The organism is Vibrio sp. T3Y01, from assembly GCF_013114525.1.
Lineage (GTDB): Bacteria > Pseudomonadota > Gammaproteobacteria > Enterobacterales > Vibrionaceae > Vibrio > Vibrio chagasii_B.
Genome location: NZ_VTXJ01000026.1, coordinates 26,104 through 43,523 on the forward strand (window position 1 = coordinate 26,104; position 17,420 = coordinate 43,523).

The 17,420-nt window shown below is 45.3% G+C and carries 20 protein-coding genes; all 20 read left to right on the plus strand.

Annotated elements, in window-relative coordinates; genetic code table 11:
• Positions 1–68 precede the first annotated feature (68 nt).
• The 20 genes from F0232_RS21485 (at position 69) to atpD (ending at position 17,412) form a co-directional block, all read left to right on the plus strand.
• The gene (locus F0232_RS21485; RefSeq protein WP_004739268.1) at positions 69–740 is read left to right on the plus strand and encodes an amino acid ABC transporter permease; all 672 of its coding nucleotides are present in this window, start codon (positions 69–71) and stop codon (positions 738–740) included.
• Positions 737–1,474: an amino acid ABC transporter ATP-binding protein gene (locus F0232_RS21490; RefSeq protein ID WP_105057706.1), complete on the plus strand. Its 738-nt coding sequence runs from the start codon at positions 737–739 to the stop codon at positions 1,472–1,474. Before F0232_RS21485 ends, F0232_RS21490 begins: the two co-directional genes overlap by 4 nt.
• Positions 1,475–1,680: 206 nt before the next feature.
• Complete coding sequence (rpmH, locus tag F0232_RS21495; protein ID WP_004735800.1) at positions 1,681–1,815, plus strand: 50S ribosomal protein L34; 135 nt, start codon at positions 1,681–1,683, stop codon at positions 1,813–1,815.
• Positions 1,816–1,860: 45 nt separating this feature from the next.
• On the plus strand, positions 1,861–2,184 hold the full coding sequence (rnpA, locus tag F0232_RS21500) for a ribonuclease P protein component (protein WP_017055478.1): 324 nt from the start codon (positions 1,861–1,863) through the stop codon (positions 2,182–2,184).
• Complete coding sequence (gene yidD, locus F0232_RS21505; RefSeq protein WP_004735802.1) at positions 2,151–2,408, plus strand: membrane protein insertion efficiency factor YidD; 258 nt, start codon at positions 2,151–2,153, stop codon at positions 2,406–2,408. The genes rnpA and yidD overlap by 34 nt, the downstream gene beginning before the upstream one ends.
• Before the next feature lie 2 nt (positions 2,409–2,410).
• Positions 2,411–4,033 (plus strand): membrane protein insertase YidC, encoded by a 1,623-nt coding sequence (yidC, locus tag F0232_RS21510; protein ID WP_061033950.1) that lies wholly within the window; start codon positions 2,411–2,413, stop codon positions 4,031–4,033.
• Between the two features lie 129 nt (positions 4,034–4,162).
• Positions 4,163–5,524 (plus strand): tRNA uridine-5-carboxymethylaminomethyl(34) synthesis GTPase MnmE, encoded by a 1,362-nt coding sequence (gene mnmE, locus F0232_RS21515; RefSeq protein ID WP_105057870.1) that lies wholly within the window; start codon positions 4,163–4,165, stop codon positions 5,522–5,524.
• A gap of 50 nt (positions 5,525–5,574) precedes the next feature.
• On the plus strand, positions 5,575–6,009 hold the full coding sequence (gene mioC / locus F0232_RS21520; protein ID WP_105057705.1) for an FMN-binding protein MioC: 435 nt from the start codon (positions 5,575–5,577) through the stop codon (positions 6,007–6,009).
• A 482-nt stretch (positions 6,010–6,491) separates the two neighbouring features.
• On the plus strand, positions 6,492–8,387 hold the full coding sequence (gene mnmG, locus F0232_RS21525) for a tRNA uridine-5-carboxymethylaminomethyl(34) synthesis enzyme MnmG (protein WP_105057703.1): 1,896 nt from the start codon (positions 6,492–6,494) through the stop codon (positions 8,385–8,387).
• Positions 8,387–9,019, plus strand: coding sequence for a 16S rRNA (guanine(527)-N(7))-methyltransferase RsmG (rsmG, locus tag F0232_RS21530; RefSeq protein ID WP_004739283.1), 633 nt, complete (start codon positions 8,387–8,389; stop codon positions 9,017–9,019). The genes mnmG and rsmG overlap by 1 nt, the downstream gene beginning before the upstream one ends.
• Positions 9,020–9,033: 14 nt before the next feature.
• Positions 9,034–9,807, plus strand: a complete 774-nt coding sequence (locus F0232_RS21535) for a ParA family protein (protein ID WP_026084427.1) — start codon at positions 9,034–9,036, stop codon at positions 9,805–9,807.
• 23 nt (positions 9,808–9,830) lie between these two features.
• Positions 9,831–10,712 (plus strand): ParB/RepB/Spo0J family partition protein, encoded by an 882-nt coding sequence (locus F0232_RS21540; RefSeq protein WP_061033953.1) that lies wholly within the window; start codon positions 9,831–9,833, stop codon positions 10,710–10,712.
• A gap of 191 nt (positions 10,713–10,903) precedes the next feature.
• Positions 10,904–11,293: a F0F1 ATP synthase subunit I gene (locus F0232_RS21545; protein WP_008221392.1), complete on the plus strand. Its 390-nt coding sequence runs from the start codon at positions 10,904–10,906 to the stop codon at positions 11,291–11,293.
• Positions 11,294–11,301: 8 nt separating this feature from the next.
• On the plus strand, positions 11,302–12,099 hold the full coding sequence (gene atpB, locus F0232_RS21550; RefSeq protein WP_004739289.1) for a F0F1 ATP synthase subunit A: 798 nt from the start codon (positions 11,302–11,304) through the stop codon (positions 12,097–12,099).
• Between the two features lie 51 nt (positions 12,100–12,150).
• Positions 12,151–12,408 (plus strand): F0F1 ATP synthase subunit C, encoded by a 258-nt coding sequence (gene atpE, locus F0232_RS21555; RefSeq protein ID WP_004411110.1) that lies wholly within the window; start codon positions 12,151–12,153, stop codon positions 12,406–12,408.
• Between the two features lie 59 nt (positions 12,409–12,467).
• The gene (gene atpF, locus F0232_RS21560; protein WP_032498590.1) at positions 12,468–12,938 is read left to right on the plus strand and encodes a F0F1 ATP synthase subunit B; all 471 of its coding nucleotides are present in this window, start codon (positions 12,468–12,470) and stop codon (positions 12,936–12,938) included.
• Between the two features lie 15 nt (positions 12,939–12,953).
• Positions 12,954–13,487, plus strand: a complete 534-nt coding sequence (atpH, locus tag F0232_RS21565) for a F0F1 ATP synthase subunit delta (protein WP_004739291.1) — start codon at positions 12,954–12,956, stop codon at positions 13,485–13,487.
• Positions 13,488–13,500: 13 nt separating this feature from the next.
• Positions 13,501–15,042: a F0F1 ATP synthase subunit alpha gene (gene atpA, locus F0232_RS21570; RefSeq protein ID WP_008221384.1), complete on the plus strand. Its 1,542-nt coding sequence runs from the start codon at positions 13,501–13,503 to the stop codon at positions 15,040–15,042.
• Positions 15,043–15,090: 48 nt separating this feature from the next.
• Positions 15,091–15,957, plus strand: a complete 867-nt coding sequence (atpG, locus tag F0232_RS21575; RefSeq protein WP_008221382.1) for a F0F1 ATP synthase subunit gamma — start codon at positions 15,091–15,093, stop codon at positions 15,955–15,957.
• A 51-nt stretch (positions 15,958–16,008) separates the two neighbouring features.
• Positions 16,009–17,412, plus strand: coding sequence for a F0F1 ATP synthase subunit beta (gene atpD, locus F0232_RS21580; RefSeq protein ID WP_008221380.1), 1,404 nt, complete (start codon positions 16,009–16,011; stop codon positions 17,410–17,412).
• Positions 17,413–17,420 lie beyond the last annotated feature (8 nt).

Consider the following 17,420-nt stretch of genomic DNA (forward strand, 5'->3'; position numbering starts at 1 on the left):
TTTGCTTTTGTATCACTGATTAAAACGCTTGATATAACGACACTTCCAATAAAAATACGAGATAGATTATGGGATTTGATTTTAACTACATGCTAGAGCTGCTGCCGATACTGTTAAAGTATCTCGGCACCACCATGGAGATGGCGATTTGGGGCTTGTTCTTTGCTCTGATCCTGTCTGTGATACTGGCAAACATTCGTGTGTTCAAAATCCCAGTACTCGACCAACTCAGCCAGCTTTACATTAGCTTCTTCCGTGGCACCCCACTGCTGGTTCAGCTATTCCTCCTTTATTACGGCTTACCTCAGGTATTCCCGTGGATGGTTGGTTTAGATGCATTCAGTGCTGCCGTCATTGGTTTAACCCTGCACTTTGCCGCTTACATGGCAGAGAGTATTCGCGCCGCGATTATCGGTATTGATCGCAGCCAGATGGAAGCGAGCCTTTCGGTGGGTATGACGACTAGCCAAGCGATGCGTCGAGTGATCTTGCCGCAAGCGACCCGTGTCGCTCTGCCTTCTCTGATGAACTACTTCATCGATATGATCAAATCGACCTCACTTGCCTTTACGCTAGGCGTAGCTGAGATTATGGCTAAGGCTCAAATGGAGGCATCTTCAAGCTTCCGTTTCTTCGAGGCTTTCTTGGCAGTAGCACTGATTTACTGGGGCGTGGTGGTTATCCTCACTCGTATTCAAATCTGGGCCGAAGTGAAACTGAATAAGGCGTACGTACGATGATCAAATTACAAAATATCCACAAGCACTTTGGTGACACCGAAGTTCTTAAAGGGATCGACCTAGATATCAAACAAGGTGAGATCATTGTTATCATAGGTTCGAGTGGTACAGGTAAGTCTACGCTACTGCGTTGTGTGAACTTTCTTGAGCAAGCCGACCAAGGCACGATCTCTATTGATGACATCAAAGTCGATGCCCAGAAACATACGAAAGCAGAAGTGCTAGCACTGCGACGTAAGACCGGCTTTGTCTTCCAGAACTACGCCCTGTTTGCTCACCAAACCGCCAAGCAAAACATTGCTGAAGGCTTAATTACAGTGCGCGGTTGGAAGAAGCAGCAAGCGCATGAAAAAGCACAACAAATACTCGATGATATTGGCCTAGGTGACAAAGCAGACAGCTACCCAGCAGCGCTTTCTGGAGGTCAGCAGCAACGAGTCGGTATTGGTCGTGCCATGGCACTTCAACCTGAGCTTTTACTGTTTGATGAGCCGACTTCAGCGCTGGATCCTGAGTGGGTTGGCGAAGTACTTAACCTAATGAAAAAATTAGCTAATCAGCATCAAACTATGCTGGTGGTTACTCATGAAATGCAGTTCGCTAGAGAGGTCGCTGACCGAGTGATCTTCATGGCTGACGGCCATATTGTCGAGCAGGGATCTCCACAGGATATTTTTGGTAATCCACAAGATCCTAAATTAAAAAAATTCCTAAATAAGGTTGGGATCGACTAAGGATCCTTGTGATTTTAGTTATTCTACGTATAATCCCCCGACCGGAATTTTAGTTAACCCAATCATTGACACTTTTTGTGACAGTGATTACAATTCCGCCTCTTTGTTGAGAGGCGTCGGTTTTCCTTTCTTATATAAAGAAGAGAAAAAATGCCCACGCCGGGTTTAACAAAAACCTAAAACTACTGATCAGTAAGGTAATTACAATGAAACGCACTTTTCAACCTACAGTTCTAAAGCGTAAGCGTACTCACGGTTTCCGTGCTCGCATGGCTACTAAGAACGGTCGCGCAACAATCAATGCACGTCGTGCAAAAGGCCGTAAGCGTCTTTCTAAGTAATCTTTGATTATTTTGAATAAGCTAGCCTTCGGTCGGGAGTTACGCTTGTTAACTCCCGAACATTATCAAAATGTCTTCAAGCAAGCTCATCGAGCTGGCTCTCCTCATTTCACCATCATTGCTCGAAATAACTCTCTTTCAAATCCTCGTCTTGGATTAGCCGTTCCGAAAAAACAGATTAAAACAGCCGTGGGTCGTAATCGATTCAAGCGTCTTACTCGTGAAAGCTTTCGTAACACTCAGCACAAACTTCCTAACAAAGATTTTGTTGTAATCGCTAAGAAGAGCGCGCAAGATTTAAGCAATGAAGAAATGTTCAAGCTACTCGACAAATTATGGCTTCGCCTGTCTCGCCCTTCGCGTGGATAGCGCTAATACCCATCTATTTTTATAGATGGTTTATTAGTCCACTCATCGGCCCACGCTGCCGATTTACTCCAACCTGCTCTTTATATGCGATAGAAGCGTTGAAAGCTCACGGTTTTGTAAAAGGGTGTTGGTTATCAGGCAAACGTCTATTAAAATGCCATCCTTTGAACGAAGGGGGCTTTGACCCCGTTCCACCAGTCCAAAAACAAGACAGAGATAAATAACGATGGATTCTCAACGTAATATCCTGTTAATCGCATTGGCTTTGGTTTCTTTCCTACTTTTCCAACAATGGAATGTAGCTAAGAACCCAGCTCCTCAAGCGGTTGAGCAGGCACAATCTGGCAGCACCCTACCAGCGCCATCTTATGCAGATGATCTAGACCCGGCTCCTGGTCAAGTTGCTTCTTCTGCAAAAACTATCACAGTAACCACTGATGTACTGACTCTGTCAATTGATACGGTTGGTGGTGATGTTGTGACAGCAAACCTAAATGATTACTCAGCTGAGTTTGATTCTGAAGAGAGCTTTGTTCTTCTTAAGAATGAACCAGGCCACCAATTTATCGCGCAAAGCGGTCTAGTTGGTCCTCAAGGTATCGACCTTAGCAGCACTAACCGCCCTAGCTACACGGTTTCAGCAGACAGCTTTACGCTGGCTGACGGTCAGGATGAACTACGCATCCCAATGACTTACCAAGCGAACGGCCTAGATTACACAAAAACATTCATCCTAAAGCGCGGCAGCTATGCGATTGACGTTGAATACGATGTAGTCAACAACTCTGGCAACAACGCGACATTCGGTATGTACGCTCACCTACGTCAAAACGTTATGGATGACGGCGGTAGCCTAACAATGCCAACTTACCGTGGTGGTGCTTACTCTACGGAAGACACGCGTTACAAGAAATACAGCTTCGACGATATGCAAGATCGCAACCTGTCTCTTAACCTAGCAAACGGTCAAGGTTGGGCAGCGATGATTCAACACTACTTTGCAAGTGCTTGGATCCCACGCGACGAAGCAGGCAGCAACCTTTACACTCGTGTAATTGGTAACCTAGGCGACATCGGTGTTCGTATGCCGAACAAAACTATCGCTAACGGTGACGAAGCAAGCTTTAAAGCAACGCTTTGGGTTGGTCCTAAACTTCAAGACCAAATGGCAGCAACTGCACCAAACCTAGACTTGGTAGTAGATTACGGCTGGCTATGGTTTATTGCTAAACCACTTCATACTCTGCTTTCGTTCATTCAAGGCTTCGTATCGAACTGGGGTGTAGCAATTATCATCCTAACTTTCATCGTTCGTGGTGCTATGTACCCACTAACGAAAGCTCAGTACACGTCTATGGCGAAAATGCGTATGCTTCAGCCTAAGCTGACAGCAATGCGTGAGCGTATTGGCGACGACCGTCAACGCATGAGCCAAGAAATGATGGAGCTTTACAAGAAAGAGAAAGTAAACCCACTAGGTGGCTGTTTACCTATCCTTCTGCAAATGCCTATCTTCATTTCGCTATACTGGGCACTAATGGAGTCTGTTGAACTGCGTCACTCACCGTTCTTCGGTTGGATTACTGACCTTTCAGCGCAAGACCCATACTACATCTTGCCACTTCTGATGGGTGCTTCAATGTTCCTAATCCAGAAGATGAGCCCGACGACTGTAACGGATCCAATGCAGCAGAAGATCATGACCTTTATGCCGGTTATGTTCACATTCTTCTTCCTGTTCTTCCCTTCAGGTCTGGTTCTTTACTGGCTAGTATCGAACATCGTAACTCTGATTCAGCAAACGCTTATCTACCGCGCGCTGGAAAAGAAAGGCTTACATTCTAAGTAAGTTCGATAACAGAAAGAGCTAAAGAAAGGCGACCAAAAGGTCGCCTTTTTGTTTTTAGCTGATTACAATTCAGCTAATTGATTAATCGTGAATGCCCTTTTTGGCGTTCACATGCTAGCAGGCACAACTATGACTACAGATACGATTGTTGCTCAAGCGACCGCGCCCGGCCGTGGTGGCGTCGGTATTATCCGCGTTTCCGGTCCATTAGCGACTAAGGTTGCCCTAGAAGTAACGGGAAAAACACTTAAGCCTCGCTACGCTGAGTACTTACCTTTTAAATCTGCCGATGGCATCGAGCTCGACCAAGGTATCGCGCTCTACTTCCCTAACCCGCACTCTTTTACCGGCGAAGACGTTCTAGAGCTGCAAGGTCATGGCGGCCCAGTGGTTATGGACATGCTCATCAAGCGCATCCTAGGCATCTCAGGCGTGCGTGCAGCTCGTCCTGGTGAGTTCTCAGAGCGTGCGTTCTTGAACGACAAGATGGACTTAACCCAAGCCGAAGCGATTGCTGACTTGATTGATGCAAGCTCAGAGGAAGCGGCTAAATCGGCACTGCAATCTCTTCAGGGTGAGTTCTCAAAACGTATTAACACCCTAGTGGATTCGCTGATTCACCTGCGCATCTATGTTGAAGCGGCGATAGACTTCCCTGAAGAAGAAATCGACTTTCTGGCTGACGGTAAAGTAAGTGCTGACTTACAGGCTATCATCGATAACCTAGAGGCGGTACGCCAAGAAGCCAATCAGGGTGCCATCATGCGTGAAGGCATGAAAGTGGTGATTGCTGGTCGCCCAAATGCCGGTAAATCTAGCCTACTGAACGCCCTGTCAGGCAAAGAATCGGCGATCGTGACTGATATTGCTGGCACCACGCGTGATGTACTACGTGAACACATCCATATTGATGGTATGCCACTGCACATTATTGATACCGCGGGCCTGCGTGATGCTTCCGATGAAGTCGAAAAAATCGGTATTGAACGTGCATGGGAAGAAATAGCTCAAGCAGACCGAGTTCTATTTATGGTGGATGGCACCACGACCGATGCTACTGACCCGAAAGATATCTGGCCTGATTTCGTTGATCGTTTACCAAATAACATCGGTATGACGGTGATTCGCAACAAAGCGGATCAAACCAATGAAGAGCTGGGTATTTGCCATGTGAACGATCCAACTCTAATCCGCCTATCAGCGAAAACAGGCCAAGGTGTGGATGCACTGCGCAGCCATCTAAAAGAGTGTATGGGCTTTGCTGGTGGTCATGAAGGTGGCTTTATGGCGCGTCGTCGCCACTTAGACGCCCTAGAACGCGCATCTGAGCACTTGGATATTGGCCAGCAACAACTTGAAGGCTACATGGCTGGAGAGATCTTAGCGGAAGAGCTTCGTATCACTCAACAGCACCTCAACGAGATTACAGGTGAATTCAGTTCAGACGATCTTTTAGGTCGCATCTTCTCTTCTTTCTGTATCGGTAAATAACCTATAAAGGCCAGCGAATGTTGGCCTTTTTCTTTAGTAAGGACAGCTTAATGATCCACATTATTACAGGCAGCACCTTAGGCGGCGCCGAATACGTTGGCGATCACCTTAATGATCTTCTAGAAGAACAAGGCCATGAGATAACGCTGCACAACCAGCCTGAATACAATGATATTCCTCAGCAAGGCTTCTGGTTAGTAGTGACCTCGACCCATGGTGCGGGTGAATTCCCTGATAATATCAAGCCATTCATTGCCGATCTAACAGAGCACGTACCTCAACTCGATAAGGTTCGCTTTGCTGTGATAGCCATAGGTGATTCAAGTTACGATACCTTCTGCGCAGCAGGCCAAGCCGCTCATGAGTTATTAACAAAACTTGGCGGACAGGCGATTTCTGACTGTTTTACCATCGATGTATTGGAGACTCCGGTACCCGAAGACGCTGCAGAAGAGTGGTTTAACGATCATAGCGACCAGTTTTAACCCCCTCCTCTCCTCAAAAAGCGGCTTTTGCCGCTTTTTTTATGCCTGAATATCGAGATTGTGAATAACTTTTTTGAGTAAAAGCCGAAAAATAACCATTTATTTTCAAGATCTACTGTGGACAAGATCATACATATTCGGTGATTAACCTATAGTTATCCAAATAATAAGTTTTATGCCTATTTCCCCCTGTGAATAAGTCGCCATTTTGATCCCAGCTAATCCTCACCCTGATCAAAGTTAGATCACATCATTTGATCCAAAAAAGATCCATGATCTCGTTGATCATTTTCGACTTATCCACAGACCTCCTCGATCCTAATAATAGATCCAATAAAAGATCTCTTTAAAGATCTTATCTATATTAATTAAAAACAGCTTACTCGAAAAATTCCAAAAACGTTTTCTCAAGCTATGAAAACAGGTAGAATATCGCTCCTTTTTATCAGTCTAGAAAACGTTTGAATACCTGAGGTCGGTTCATGCTTTATCACGAAAAATTTGACGTCATCGTTGTTGGTGGTGGCCATGCAGGAACGGAAGCCGCACTCGCATCTGCACGTACTGGTCAAAGTACGTTATTACTTACTCACAATATCGATACATTGGGACAAATGTCCTGCAACCCAGCTATCGGTGGTATTGGTAAGGGCCACTTGGTAAAAGAGGTCGATGCTATGGGTGGTTTAATGGCGCAAGCTATTGATCATGCAGGTATTCAATTCAGAACATTAAACGCATCAAAAGGCCCTGCGGTTCGTGCAACTCGCGCTCAAGCAGACCGTGCACTCTACAAAGCCTTTGTTCGTAATGTCCTTGAAAACACGCCAAATCTAACCTTGTTCCAGCAATCGGTTGATGACCTGATCGTTGAACAGGATCAAGTGGTCGGTGTGGTCACTCAAATGGGCCTTAAGTTCCGTGCCGATGCTGTGGTACTGACGGTAGGGACATTCCTAGGCGGTAAGATCCATATTGGTATGGAAAGCTCTTCTGGTGGTCGTGCTGGCGATCCACCATCGATCGCTTTGGCTGACCGACTTCGTGATCTTCCATTTCGAGTTGATCGCCTGAAAACAGGTACCCCTCCTCGTATCGATGCGCGCAGTGTTGATTTTTCTGAGCTTGAGGTTCAGCACGGTGATAACCCAACACCGGTTTTCTCATTCATGGGCAGCCGAGCACAACAGCCACGCCAAATCCCATGTTACATCACGCACACCAATGAAAATACGCACGATGTGATTCGTGCCAACCTTGACCGCAGCCCTATGTACGCTGGCGTGATTGAGGGTATTGGTCCTCGCTACTGTCCTTCGATTGAAGACAAAGTGATGCGTTTTGCTGATAAAAACAGCCACCAAATTTTTATTGAACCTGAAGGCCTAACGACACATGAGTTATACCCGAATGGTATCTCTACTAGTCTGCCGTTTGATGTACAGGTTCAAATAGTTCGCTCAATGAAGGGGTTCGAAAATGCTCATATCGTGCGTCCTGGATACGCAATTGAGTATGATTTCTTTGATCCTCGCGACCTAAAACTGACTTACGAAACTAAGTTTATTCAAGGCTTGTTCTTTGCTGGTCAAATTAACGGTACTACCGGTTATGAAGAAGCGGCAGCACAAGGTCTCATGGCTGGCTTAAACGCAAGCTTATTCACTCAAGGCAAAGAGGGCTGGAGCCCACGTCGTGACCAAGCTTACATGGGCGTTCTTATCGATGACCTATCAACTATGGGCACCAAAGAACCGTACCGTATGTTTACGTCTCGTGCGGAATACCGTCTGTTGCTTCGTGAAGACAACGCCGATATCCGTCTGACAGAAAAATCTCGTGAACTTGGTTTGGTTGATGATGCGCGTTGGGCTCGATTCAACGAGAAGATGGACAACATGGAGAAAGAGCGTCAGCGTCTGAAAGAGACTTGGATTAATCCAAAATCTGAAGATATTGGCGCGCTGAACCAGATCCTAAAAACACCAATGTCTCGTGAAGCGAGCGGCGAAGATCTTCTGCGTCGTCCAGAAATGACTTATTCACAGCTGACGGCTCTGGATCGTTTTTCTCCAGCACTGGAAGATCAACAAGCGGCTGAGCAAGTTGAGATCCAAGTGAAGTACGAAGGTTACATTCAGCGTCAACAAGACGAAATTGAAAAATCACTGCGTCATGAAAACACCAAACTGCCGGCTGATATTGATTACAGCCAGGTAAAAGGGCTTTCTAACGAAGTAGTTCTAAAACTAACTAACGCTAAACCGGATTCAATTGGTATTGCTTCTCGTATTTCGGGTATTACACCTGCGGCAATTTCAATCCTACTGGTTTACTTGAAAAAACACGGCCTGTTGAAAAAGGGTGAGGAAGCATAATGAGCGTATTACGCGAAAAACTGGATCACCTGATTGGCCAGACTGACCTAGAAGTATCTGAAAAACAACGTAGCCAGCTAGTTGGCTATGTTGAGTTACTCAACAAATGGAACAAGGCTTACAATCTAACTTCGGTTCGTGACCCATTAGAAATGATGGTGAAACATATCTTAGATAGCATCATTGTTAGCACTCACTTACAGGGTAAGCGCTTTATCGATGTGGGAACCGGACCTGGCTTACCTGGGATTCCGCTCTCAATCATGAACCCAGACTGCGAGTTTTACTTGCTAGATAGCTTAGGTAAGCGTATTCGTTTTATTAAGCAGGTGGTTCACGAGTTGGGAATCGACAACGTCGTGCCGGTCCAAAGCCGTGTTGAAGAGTTTCAACCTGAAGAAAAGTTTGATGCAGTGCTCAGTCGCGCATTTGCGTCAATGACAGACATGGTAGAGTGGTGTCACCATTTACCTAAAGAGCAATCCGGTGTATTTTTGGCTCTTAAGGGACAACATCCTAGAGATGAAATCGACCTGTTACCTGAATGGTGTTCAGTGACAGACATCAAAGCTTTGCGAGTACCAGAGCTTGATGGAGAGCGTCATCTAGTAACTTTATCGCGTCAGGGATAATCAGCGAGGCCATAGTGGGTAGAATCGTAGCAATTGCCAACCAGAAGGGCGGCGTAGGAAAAACAACAACTTGCATTAACTTAGCAGCATCAATGGCGGCGACAAAGCGCAAGATATTGGTTGTTGACCTCGATCCTCAAGGTAATGCCACTATGGCGAGCGGTGTCGACAAATATCAGGTTGAAGCAACTGCTTACGATTTGTTGGTTGAAGACACCCCATTTGATGAGGTAGTTTGTCGAAGTACATCTGGCAATTATGACCTCATCGCCGCTAACGGTGATGTTACTGCGGCAGAAATCAAGCTGATGGAAGTGTTTGCGCGTGAAGTACGCCTTAAGAATGCACTCGCATCCATTCGCGATAATTATGATTTCATCTTTATTGATTGCCCACCTTCTCTAAACCTTCTTACAATTAACGCGATGGCTGCAGCCGATTCCGTGTTAGTTCCAATGCAATGTGAATACTTTGCACTTGAAGGTTTGACTGCGTTGATGGATACCATCAGTAAGCTCGCAGCGGTGGTGAACGAGAACCTGAAGATCGAAGGTCTTCTGCGTACTATGTATGATCCGCGTAACCGCTTATCGAACGAAGTATCTGATCAACTCAAAAAGCACTTCGGTAGCAAGGTTTACCGAACTGTGATCCCTCGAAATGTACGTTTAGCTGAAGCGCCGAGTCACGGCAAGCCTGCAATGTACTACGACAAATATTCCGCTGGTGCCAAAGCATATCTTGCTCTCGCAGGCGAAATGTTGCGTCGTGAAGAAGTCCCAGTATAGGTCTAATCAAAGGAATTCGCTCAATGTCTAAGCGTGGTTTAGGAAAAGGGTTAGATGCACTGCTTGCAACTAGCTCGTTGGCTCGTGAAAAACAGCAAGTTGCTTCTCATAGTCAGGCGTTATCGGCTGATGGAGAGCTCACAGAGTTGGCTGTTGGTTGCTTGAAACCAGGGGTATATCAACCGCGTAAAGATATTGCGCCAGAAGCGCTAGAAGAGCTGGCGGCTTCAATTCAATCTCAAGGCATCATCCAGCCAATCGTTGTACGTCCATTAGCGCAAGATCAGTATGAGATTATTGCGGGTGAGCGTCGTTGGAGAGCGGCTCGTCAAGCGGGCCTTAAGCAAGTGCCATGTCTTATCAAGCGAGTGGAAGACAAAGCCGCGATTGCGATGGCGTTAATCGAGAATATTCAGCGTGAAGACCTGAATGTTATCGAAGAAGCACAAGCGCTAGAGCGCTTACAGAATGAATTTGAACTGACGCATCAGCAAGTTGCTGATGTGATTGGTAAATCGAGAGCAACGGTTAGTAACTTATTACGTCTAAATCAGCTCGAAAATGAAGTAAAAGGTTTAGTTTCCAACAAACAACTGGAAATGGGGCATGCTCGAGCACTGCTTGCGCTTGAAGGTGATACCCAGGTTGAGGCAGCGAACACTGCGGCGACCAAAAACATGACCGTGCGTCAAACTGAACAACTTGTTAAAAAGTGTTTAAAACCAGACGTTGAACCAGAATCGAAGCCTGAAGACACAGAAGCTATCGAACTTTCACGAAGACTCACGGAAAAATTGCAAGCAAACGTTTCAGTTACTCGTTCTGTTAGCGGTAAGTCAAAAGTGACGATTACTCTTGATGAGCCTCACAAATTAGAGCAACTTATTGCTAAATTAGAGTACTAAATGAGATAATTGACTTAGGTCAATTATGTAATAAACAAGTAATTTCGTACAAAAGTTGTCGGTTTGTATGCAAAAATGTAAATGATTGCAGCGTTCTTATTGCAATCAATTTGGCTGAACGTATAATTTTCGCCAATTTCTCAGCACGCTTTTGAGCGAGTGGTAAAGTGGGCTTAAAGAGGAACGAATACATGGTAGCGGCGTTAGCAAGACCAGGACGAGTGCTTGCAAAGCAAATGTTATTGATCGAGCTTAGCGCGGTTATATTAGTGGCGATAGGGTTAGGTTTAGCTGTTAATCCTGACTGGGGTTTTGCTGCATTAATCGGTGGCGGCATTTTTGTCATCGCGAATGTAGTTTTTTGTGTGTGTGCTTTCCTATTTTGTGGAGCTCGTGCGACTAAGTTAGTTGCGGCGTCGTTCTATGCTGGCGAAGCGCTAAAAATCCTAATCACAGTTCTACTATTCTCTATTGTCTACATGTATATGCAGGTGGAGTTAATCCCCCTCAAACTGACCTATTTACTGGTTCTTGGTATTAATATCTTTGCGCCAGTGCTTTTCATTAACAATAAGAAATAGGACGAGTTATGGCTGCGGCAACAGCATCCGGATACATTGAACACCACTTACAGAATCTATCTTTAGCTAAGTTAGGTTTTGTAGAGGAGACAAGTTTCTGGAACGTACATATAGACAGTCTGTTTTTTTCGGTGTTGACAGGGATGTTATTCCTTTGGGTTTTTCGCTCAGTCGCTAAGAAAGCAACAGTAGGTGTACCTGGTAAGCTTCAGTGTTTTGTAGAAATGGTAGTGGAATTCGTTGGCGACAACGTTAAGGAAACTTTCCATGGCCGCAACCCGCTGATTGCCCCATTAGCACTGACTATATTCTGCTGGATTATTTTAATGAACTTGATGGACTTAGTGCCAATCGATTTCTTACCATATCCTGCAGAGCATTGGTTAGGCATCCCTTACTTGAAAGTGGTTCCTACAGCTGATGTAAATATAACTATGGCAATGGCTCTAGGTGTTTTTGCTCTGATGATCTACTACAGCATCAAAGTAAAAGGCTTGGGCGGATTTGCTAAAGAATTGGCACTGCATCCATTTAATCACCCAATCATGATTCCATTTAACTTGGTACTTGAGGTAATTTCGCTTCTGGCGAAGCCACTATCTCTAGGTATGCGTTTATTTGGTAATATGTTTGCGGGTGAGGTGGTGTTTATTCTTATCGCGGCAATGCTACCGTGGTACTTACAATGGGTAGGTGCACTACCTTGGGCTATCTTCCATATCTTGGTTATTTTGATTCAAGCATTTGTTTTCATGATGTTGACAATTGTTTACTTATCAATGGCTCATGAAGATAGTGATCACTAAAAAAAATTTTTAAGCTTTATTCTAACTATTAATGTTAATCGGAGAACGTAAATGGAAACTGTACTAAGTTTTTCAGCAATCGCTGTTGCTATTATTGTTGGTCTTTGTGCCGTAGGTACTGCAATTGGTTTTGCTATTCTTGGTGGTAAATTCCTAGAAGGCGCTGCGCGTCAACCTGAAATGGCTCCTATGCTACAAGTTAAGATGTTCATCATCGCTGGTCTACTGGATGCTGTTCCAATGATCGGTATCGTAATCGCACTACTATTCACGTTTGCTAACCCATTTGTTGGTCAACTAGCAGGCTAATTAACTCTTCAATAGTTAATTAAATTTTTGTAGTTGATTCTTAACGAGGGGTAGCTGTTGTGAATATGAACGCAACTCTGCTAGGTCAAGCAATTGCTTTTTCACTGTTTGTTTGGTTCTGCATGAAATATGTATGGCCACCAATCATGCAAGCAATTGAAGAGCGTCAGAAGAAAATTGCTGACGGTCTAGTAGCCGCTGAGCGCGCTGCTAAAGACTTGAACCTGGCACAAGCCAACGCTTCTGAGCAAATGAAAGAAGCAAAGCGCACTGCAACTGAGGTTATTGAACAGGCAAACAAACGTAAAGCTCAAATTATTGATGAAGCTCGCGAAGAAGCTCAGGCAGAACGCCAGAAAATCTTAGCGCAAGCGGAAGCAGAACTTGAAGCTGAGCGCACACGTGCCCGTGATGACCTGCGCAAACAAGTCGCAACTCTGGCTATAGCTGGTGCTGAGAAGATCCTTGAGCGTACGATCGATAAAGACGTACACAAAGACCTTCTTGACAACATTACTGCAAAACTTTAAAGCAAGGGGCTGTATATGTCTGATTTGACAACAATCGCACGCCCCTATGCTAAAGCAGCTTTTGACTTTGCGGTAGAGAAAGGTGAGCTTGACCAATGGAGTCAAATGCTCTCTTTTGCTGCCGAAGTGGCACAAAACAATGATATCCACAATCTACTAAGCAGTTCTCTAACTGCTGAAAAATTAGCGGAAGTATTCATTGCAGTTTGTGGCGAACAATTTGATGAATTCGGCCAGAACTTGATTAAAGTGATGGCAGAGAATGGCCGCTTAATGGCTTTTCCTGATGTTTGCAAAGAGTTCTTATTGCTCAAACAAGAGCACGAGAAAGAGATCGACGTTGAAGTAACTTCAGCGGTTGAACTTTCTGAAGAACAACGCGCAGATATCAGCAGCAAATTGGAACAGCGCCTAGCGCGCAAAGTACAGCTGAATTGCAGTATAGATGAGACTCTGCTTAGCGGAGTTATTATTCGAGCCGGAGACCTAGTCATCGATAACTCAGCGCGTGGTCGACTAGACCGCCTGAGCGATGCATTGCAGTCTTAATGGGGATTGGAGCATGCAACTTAATTCCACTGAAATTAGCGATCTAATTAAACAACGTATTGAATCTTTCGACGTTGTTAGTGAAGCTCGCAATGAAGGTACTATCGTTTCGGTAAGCGATGGCATCCTTAGCATTCACGGCCTAGCGGACGTGATGCAAGGTGAAATGATTGAACTACCGGGTGGCCGTTACGCGCTAGCACTTAACTTGAACCGTGATTCGGTTGGTGCTGTTGTAATGGGCCCATATGCTGACCTACAGGAAGGCATGAAAGTTACAGGTACTGGCCGCATTCTTGAAGTGCCAGTAGGTCCAGAACTACTTGGTCGTGTTGTAAACACACTAGGTGAGCCAATTGATGGCAAAGGTCCTATCGAAGCGAAACTGACTTCGCCTGTAGAAGTAATTGCACCAGGTGTAATCGACCGTAAATCGGTAGATCAACCTGTACAAACTGGTTACAAGTCTGTTGACTCAATGATCCCAATCGGTCGTGGTCAACGTGAACTAGTAATCGGTGACCGTCAAACTGGTAAAACAGCGATGGCGATCGATGCGATTATTAACCAAAAAGATTCAGGTATTTTCTCTATCTACGTAGCAATCGGTCAGAAAGCATCGACTATCGCTAACGTAGTTCGCAAACTAGAAGAGCACGGCGCGCTAGCTAACACTATCGTTGTTGTTGCATCAGCTTCTGAATCTGCAGCGCTACAATACCTAGCGCCATACGCAGGTTGTGCGATGGGTGAATACTTCCGTGATCGCGGTGAAGATGCACTGATTGTTTATGATGATCTATCTAAGCAAGCAGTAGCTTACCGTCAGATCTCGCTACTACTTAAGCGTCCACCAGGTCGTGAAGCGTTCCCAGGTGATGTTTTCTACCTTCACTCTCGTCTACTAGAGCGTGCTGCTCGTGTAAGCGAACACTACGTAGAAACATTCACTAACGGTGAAGTGAAAGGCAAGACTGGTTCTTTAACTGCTCTTCCTATCATCGAAACGCAAGCTGGTGACGTATCTGCATTCGTACCGACGAACGTAATCTCGATTACCGATGGTCAGATCTTCCTACAAACTGAGCTATTCAACGCGGGCGTACGTCCAGCTGTTGACCCAGGTATCTCAGTATCTCGTGTAGGTGGTTCAGCGCAGACTAAAATCATCAAGAAGCTATCTGGCGGTATCCGTACAGCTCTAGCACAGTACCGTGAACTTGCGGCATTCGCACAGTTCTCGTCTGACCTTGATGAAGCGACTAAGAAGCAGCTAGACCATGGTCAAAAAGTTACAGAGCTAATGAAGCAGAAGCAATACGCTCCTATGTCTGTATTTGACCAAGCACTTGTAATCTTCGCTGCAGAGCGTGGTTACCTTCAAGACGTAGAGCTTGCTAAGCTTCTAGACTTTGAAGCTGCTTTACTATCGTTTGCTCGCGGTCAATATGGCGATCTAGCTACACAGATCGACACAACGGGTGCTTACAACAATGATATCGAAGCTGAGCTGAAGAAGCTTGTTGACGATTTCAAAGCAACCCAGACCTGGTAATTGGTGGGTGGCCTTCGGGTCACCTCATACCATTAACGGAGAGTAACGATGGCCGGCGCAAAAGAGATACGTAATAAAATCGGTAGTGTTAAAAGCACACAGAAGATTACGAAAGCAATGGAAATGGTAGCAGCTTCAAAAATGCGTCGTTCTCAAGACGCAATGGAAGCTACTCGTCCATATGCAGAAACAATGCGTAAAGTGATCGGTCATTTGGCTAACGGTAGCCTTGAGTATAAGCATCCTTATCTTGAGGAACGTGAAGCCAAACGTGTTGGTTACATCATCGTTTCTACAGACCGTGGTCTTTGTGGTGGTTTGAACATTAACTTGTTCAAGAAAGCCATGAACGACATGAAAGATTGGTCTGAGAAAGGTGCTGACGTTGAACTGGCAATTATCGGTTCAAAAGCAACAGCATTTTTCAACAACAGCGGCGCGAAAGTAGCAGCTCAAGTTTCTGGCCTAGGCGATAGCCCTAGCCTTGAAGACTTAATCGGCTCTGTAAGCGTAATGCTAAAGAAATATGATGAAGGTGAATTGGATCGCCTGTTCGTAGTGTTCAACAAGTTTGAAAACACTATGGTACAAGAACCAACGATCGATCAATTACTTCCTTTGCCTAAATCAGATAGCGAAGATATGCAGCGCGATCATGCTTGGGACTACATTTATGAGCCTGAGCCAAAACCACTACTAGATGCACTATTGGTTCGTTACGTCGAATCTCAAGTGTACCAAGGTGTGGTCGAGAACCTTGCTTGTGAGCAAGCGGCTCGAATGATTGCAATGAAAGCTGCAACCGACAACGCTAGCGACCTAATCGATGATTTAGAGCTTGTGTACAACAAGGCGCGTCAAGCGGCTATTACACAAGAACTTTCTGAAATCGTTTCAGGCGCAGCAGCGGTTTAATCGCTTATTCGTTTTAAGCTTAGGTAAAACTAAATAGTTAGAGGATTAACGATGGCTACAGGTAAGATCGTACAGATCATCGGTGCGGTAGTCGACGTAGAGTTCCCACAGGGCGAAGTACCTCGTGTATACGATGCTCTGAATGTTAATGAAGTGAAAGAGCGTCTAGTTCTTGAAGTTCAGCAACAACTTGGCGGTGGCGTAGTTCGCGCAATCGTAATGGGTAGCTCTGATGGTTTACGTCGTGGTTTGACAGTTGAAAATACTGGCGCTCCAATCTCAGTACCAGTAGGTACTAAGACCTTAGGTCGTATCATGAACGTTCTAGGTGACGCGATTGATGAGTGTGGTGAAATCGGTGCAGAAGAGCACTACGCAATTCACCGTGAAGCTCCAAGCTACGAAGAACAGTCTAACGAGACAGCTCTTCTAGAGACGGGTGTTAAGGTAATCGACTTGGTTTGTCCATTCGCTAAGGGTGGTAAAATCGGTCTATTCGGTGGTGCAGGTGTAGGTAAGACCGTTAACATGATGGAACTTATCAACAACATCGCACTTCAACACTCTGGCCTATCTGTATTTGCAGGTGTAGGTGAGCGTACTCGTGAAGGTAACGATTTCTACTTTGAAATGCAGGAAGCAGGCGTTGTAAACGTTGAAAACCCTGAAGAATCTAAAGTAGCGATGGTTTACGGTCAGATGAACGAGCCACCAGGTAACCGTCTACGTGTTGCACTGACTGGTCTAACAATGGCTGAGCGTTTCCGTGACGAAGGTCGTGACGTTCTACTATTCGTAGATAACATCTACCGTTACACGCTTGCAGGTACTGAGGTATCAGCACTTCTAGGCCGTATGCCTTCTGCGGTAGGTTACCAACCTACTCTTGCAGAAGAAATGGGTGTTCTACAAGAGCGTATCACGTCAACTAAGCAAGGTTCTATCACGTCTGTACAGGCGGTATACGTACCTGCGGATGACTTGACTGACCCGTCTCCAGCAACAACGTTCGCGCACTTGGATGCAACGGTTGTACTTAACCGTAACATCGCAGCTATGGGTCTATACCCAGCGATCGACCCGCTAGATTCTACATCTCGCCAACTGGATCCATTGGTAGTTGGACAAGAGCACTACGACATCGCTCGTGGCGTTCAGTCTACACTTCAGCGCTATAAAGAGCTGAAAGATATCATTGCTATCCTAGGTATGGACGAGCTATCTGAAGAAGATAAGCAAGTAGTATCTCGTGCTCGTAAGATTGAGAAGTTCCTTACTCAGCCTTACCACGTAGCGGAAGTATTTACTGGTGACCCAGGTGTTTACGTACCTCTAAAAGAGACTCTACGTGGCTTCCAAGGTCTATTATCTGGTGAATACGATGACATTCCAGAGCAAGCGTTCATGTACTGCGGTACTATCGACGAAGCTATTGAGAATGCTAAGAAGCTATAAGGCTAACT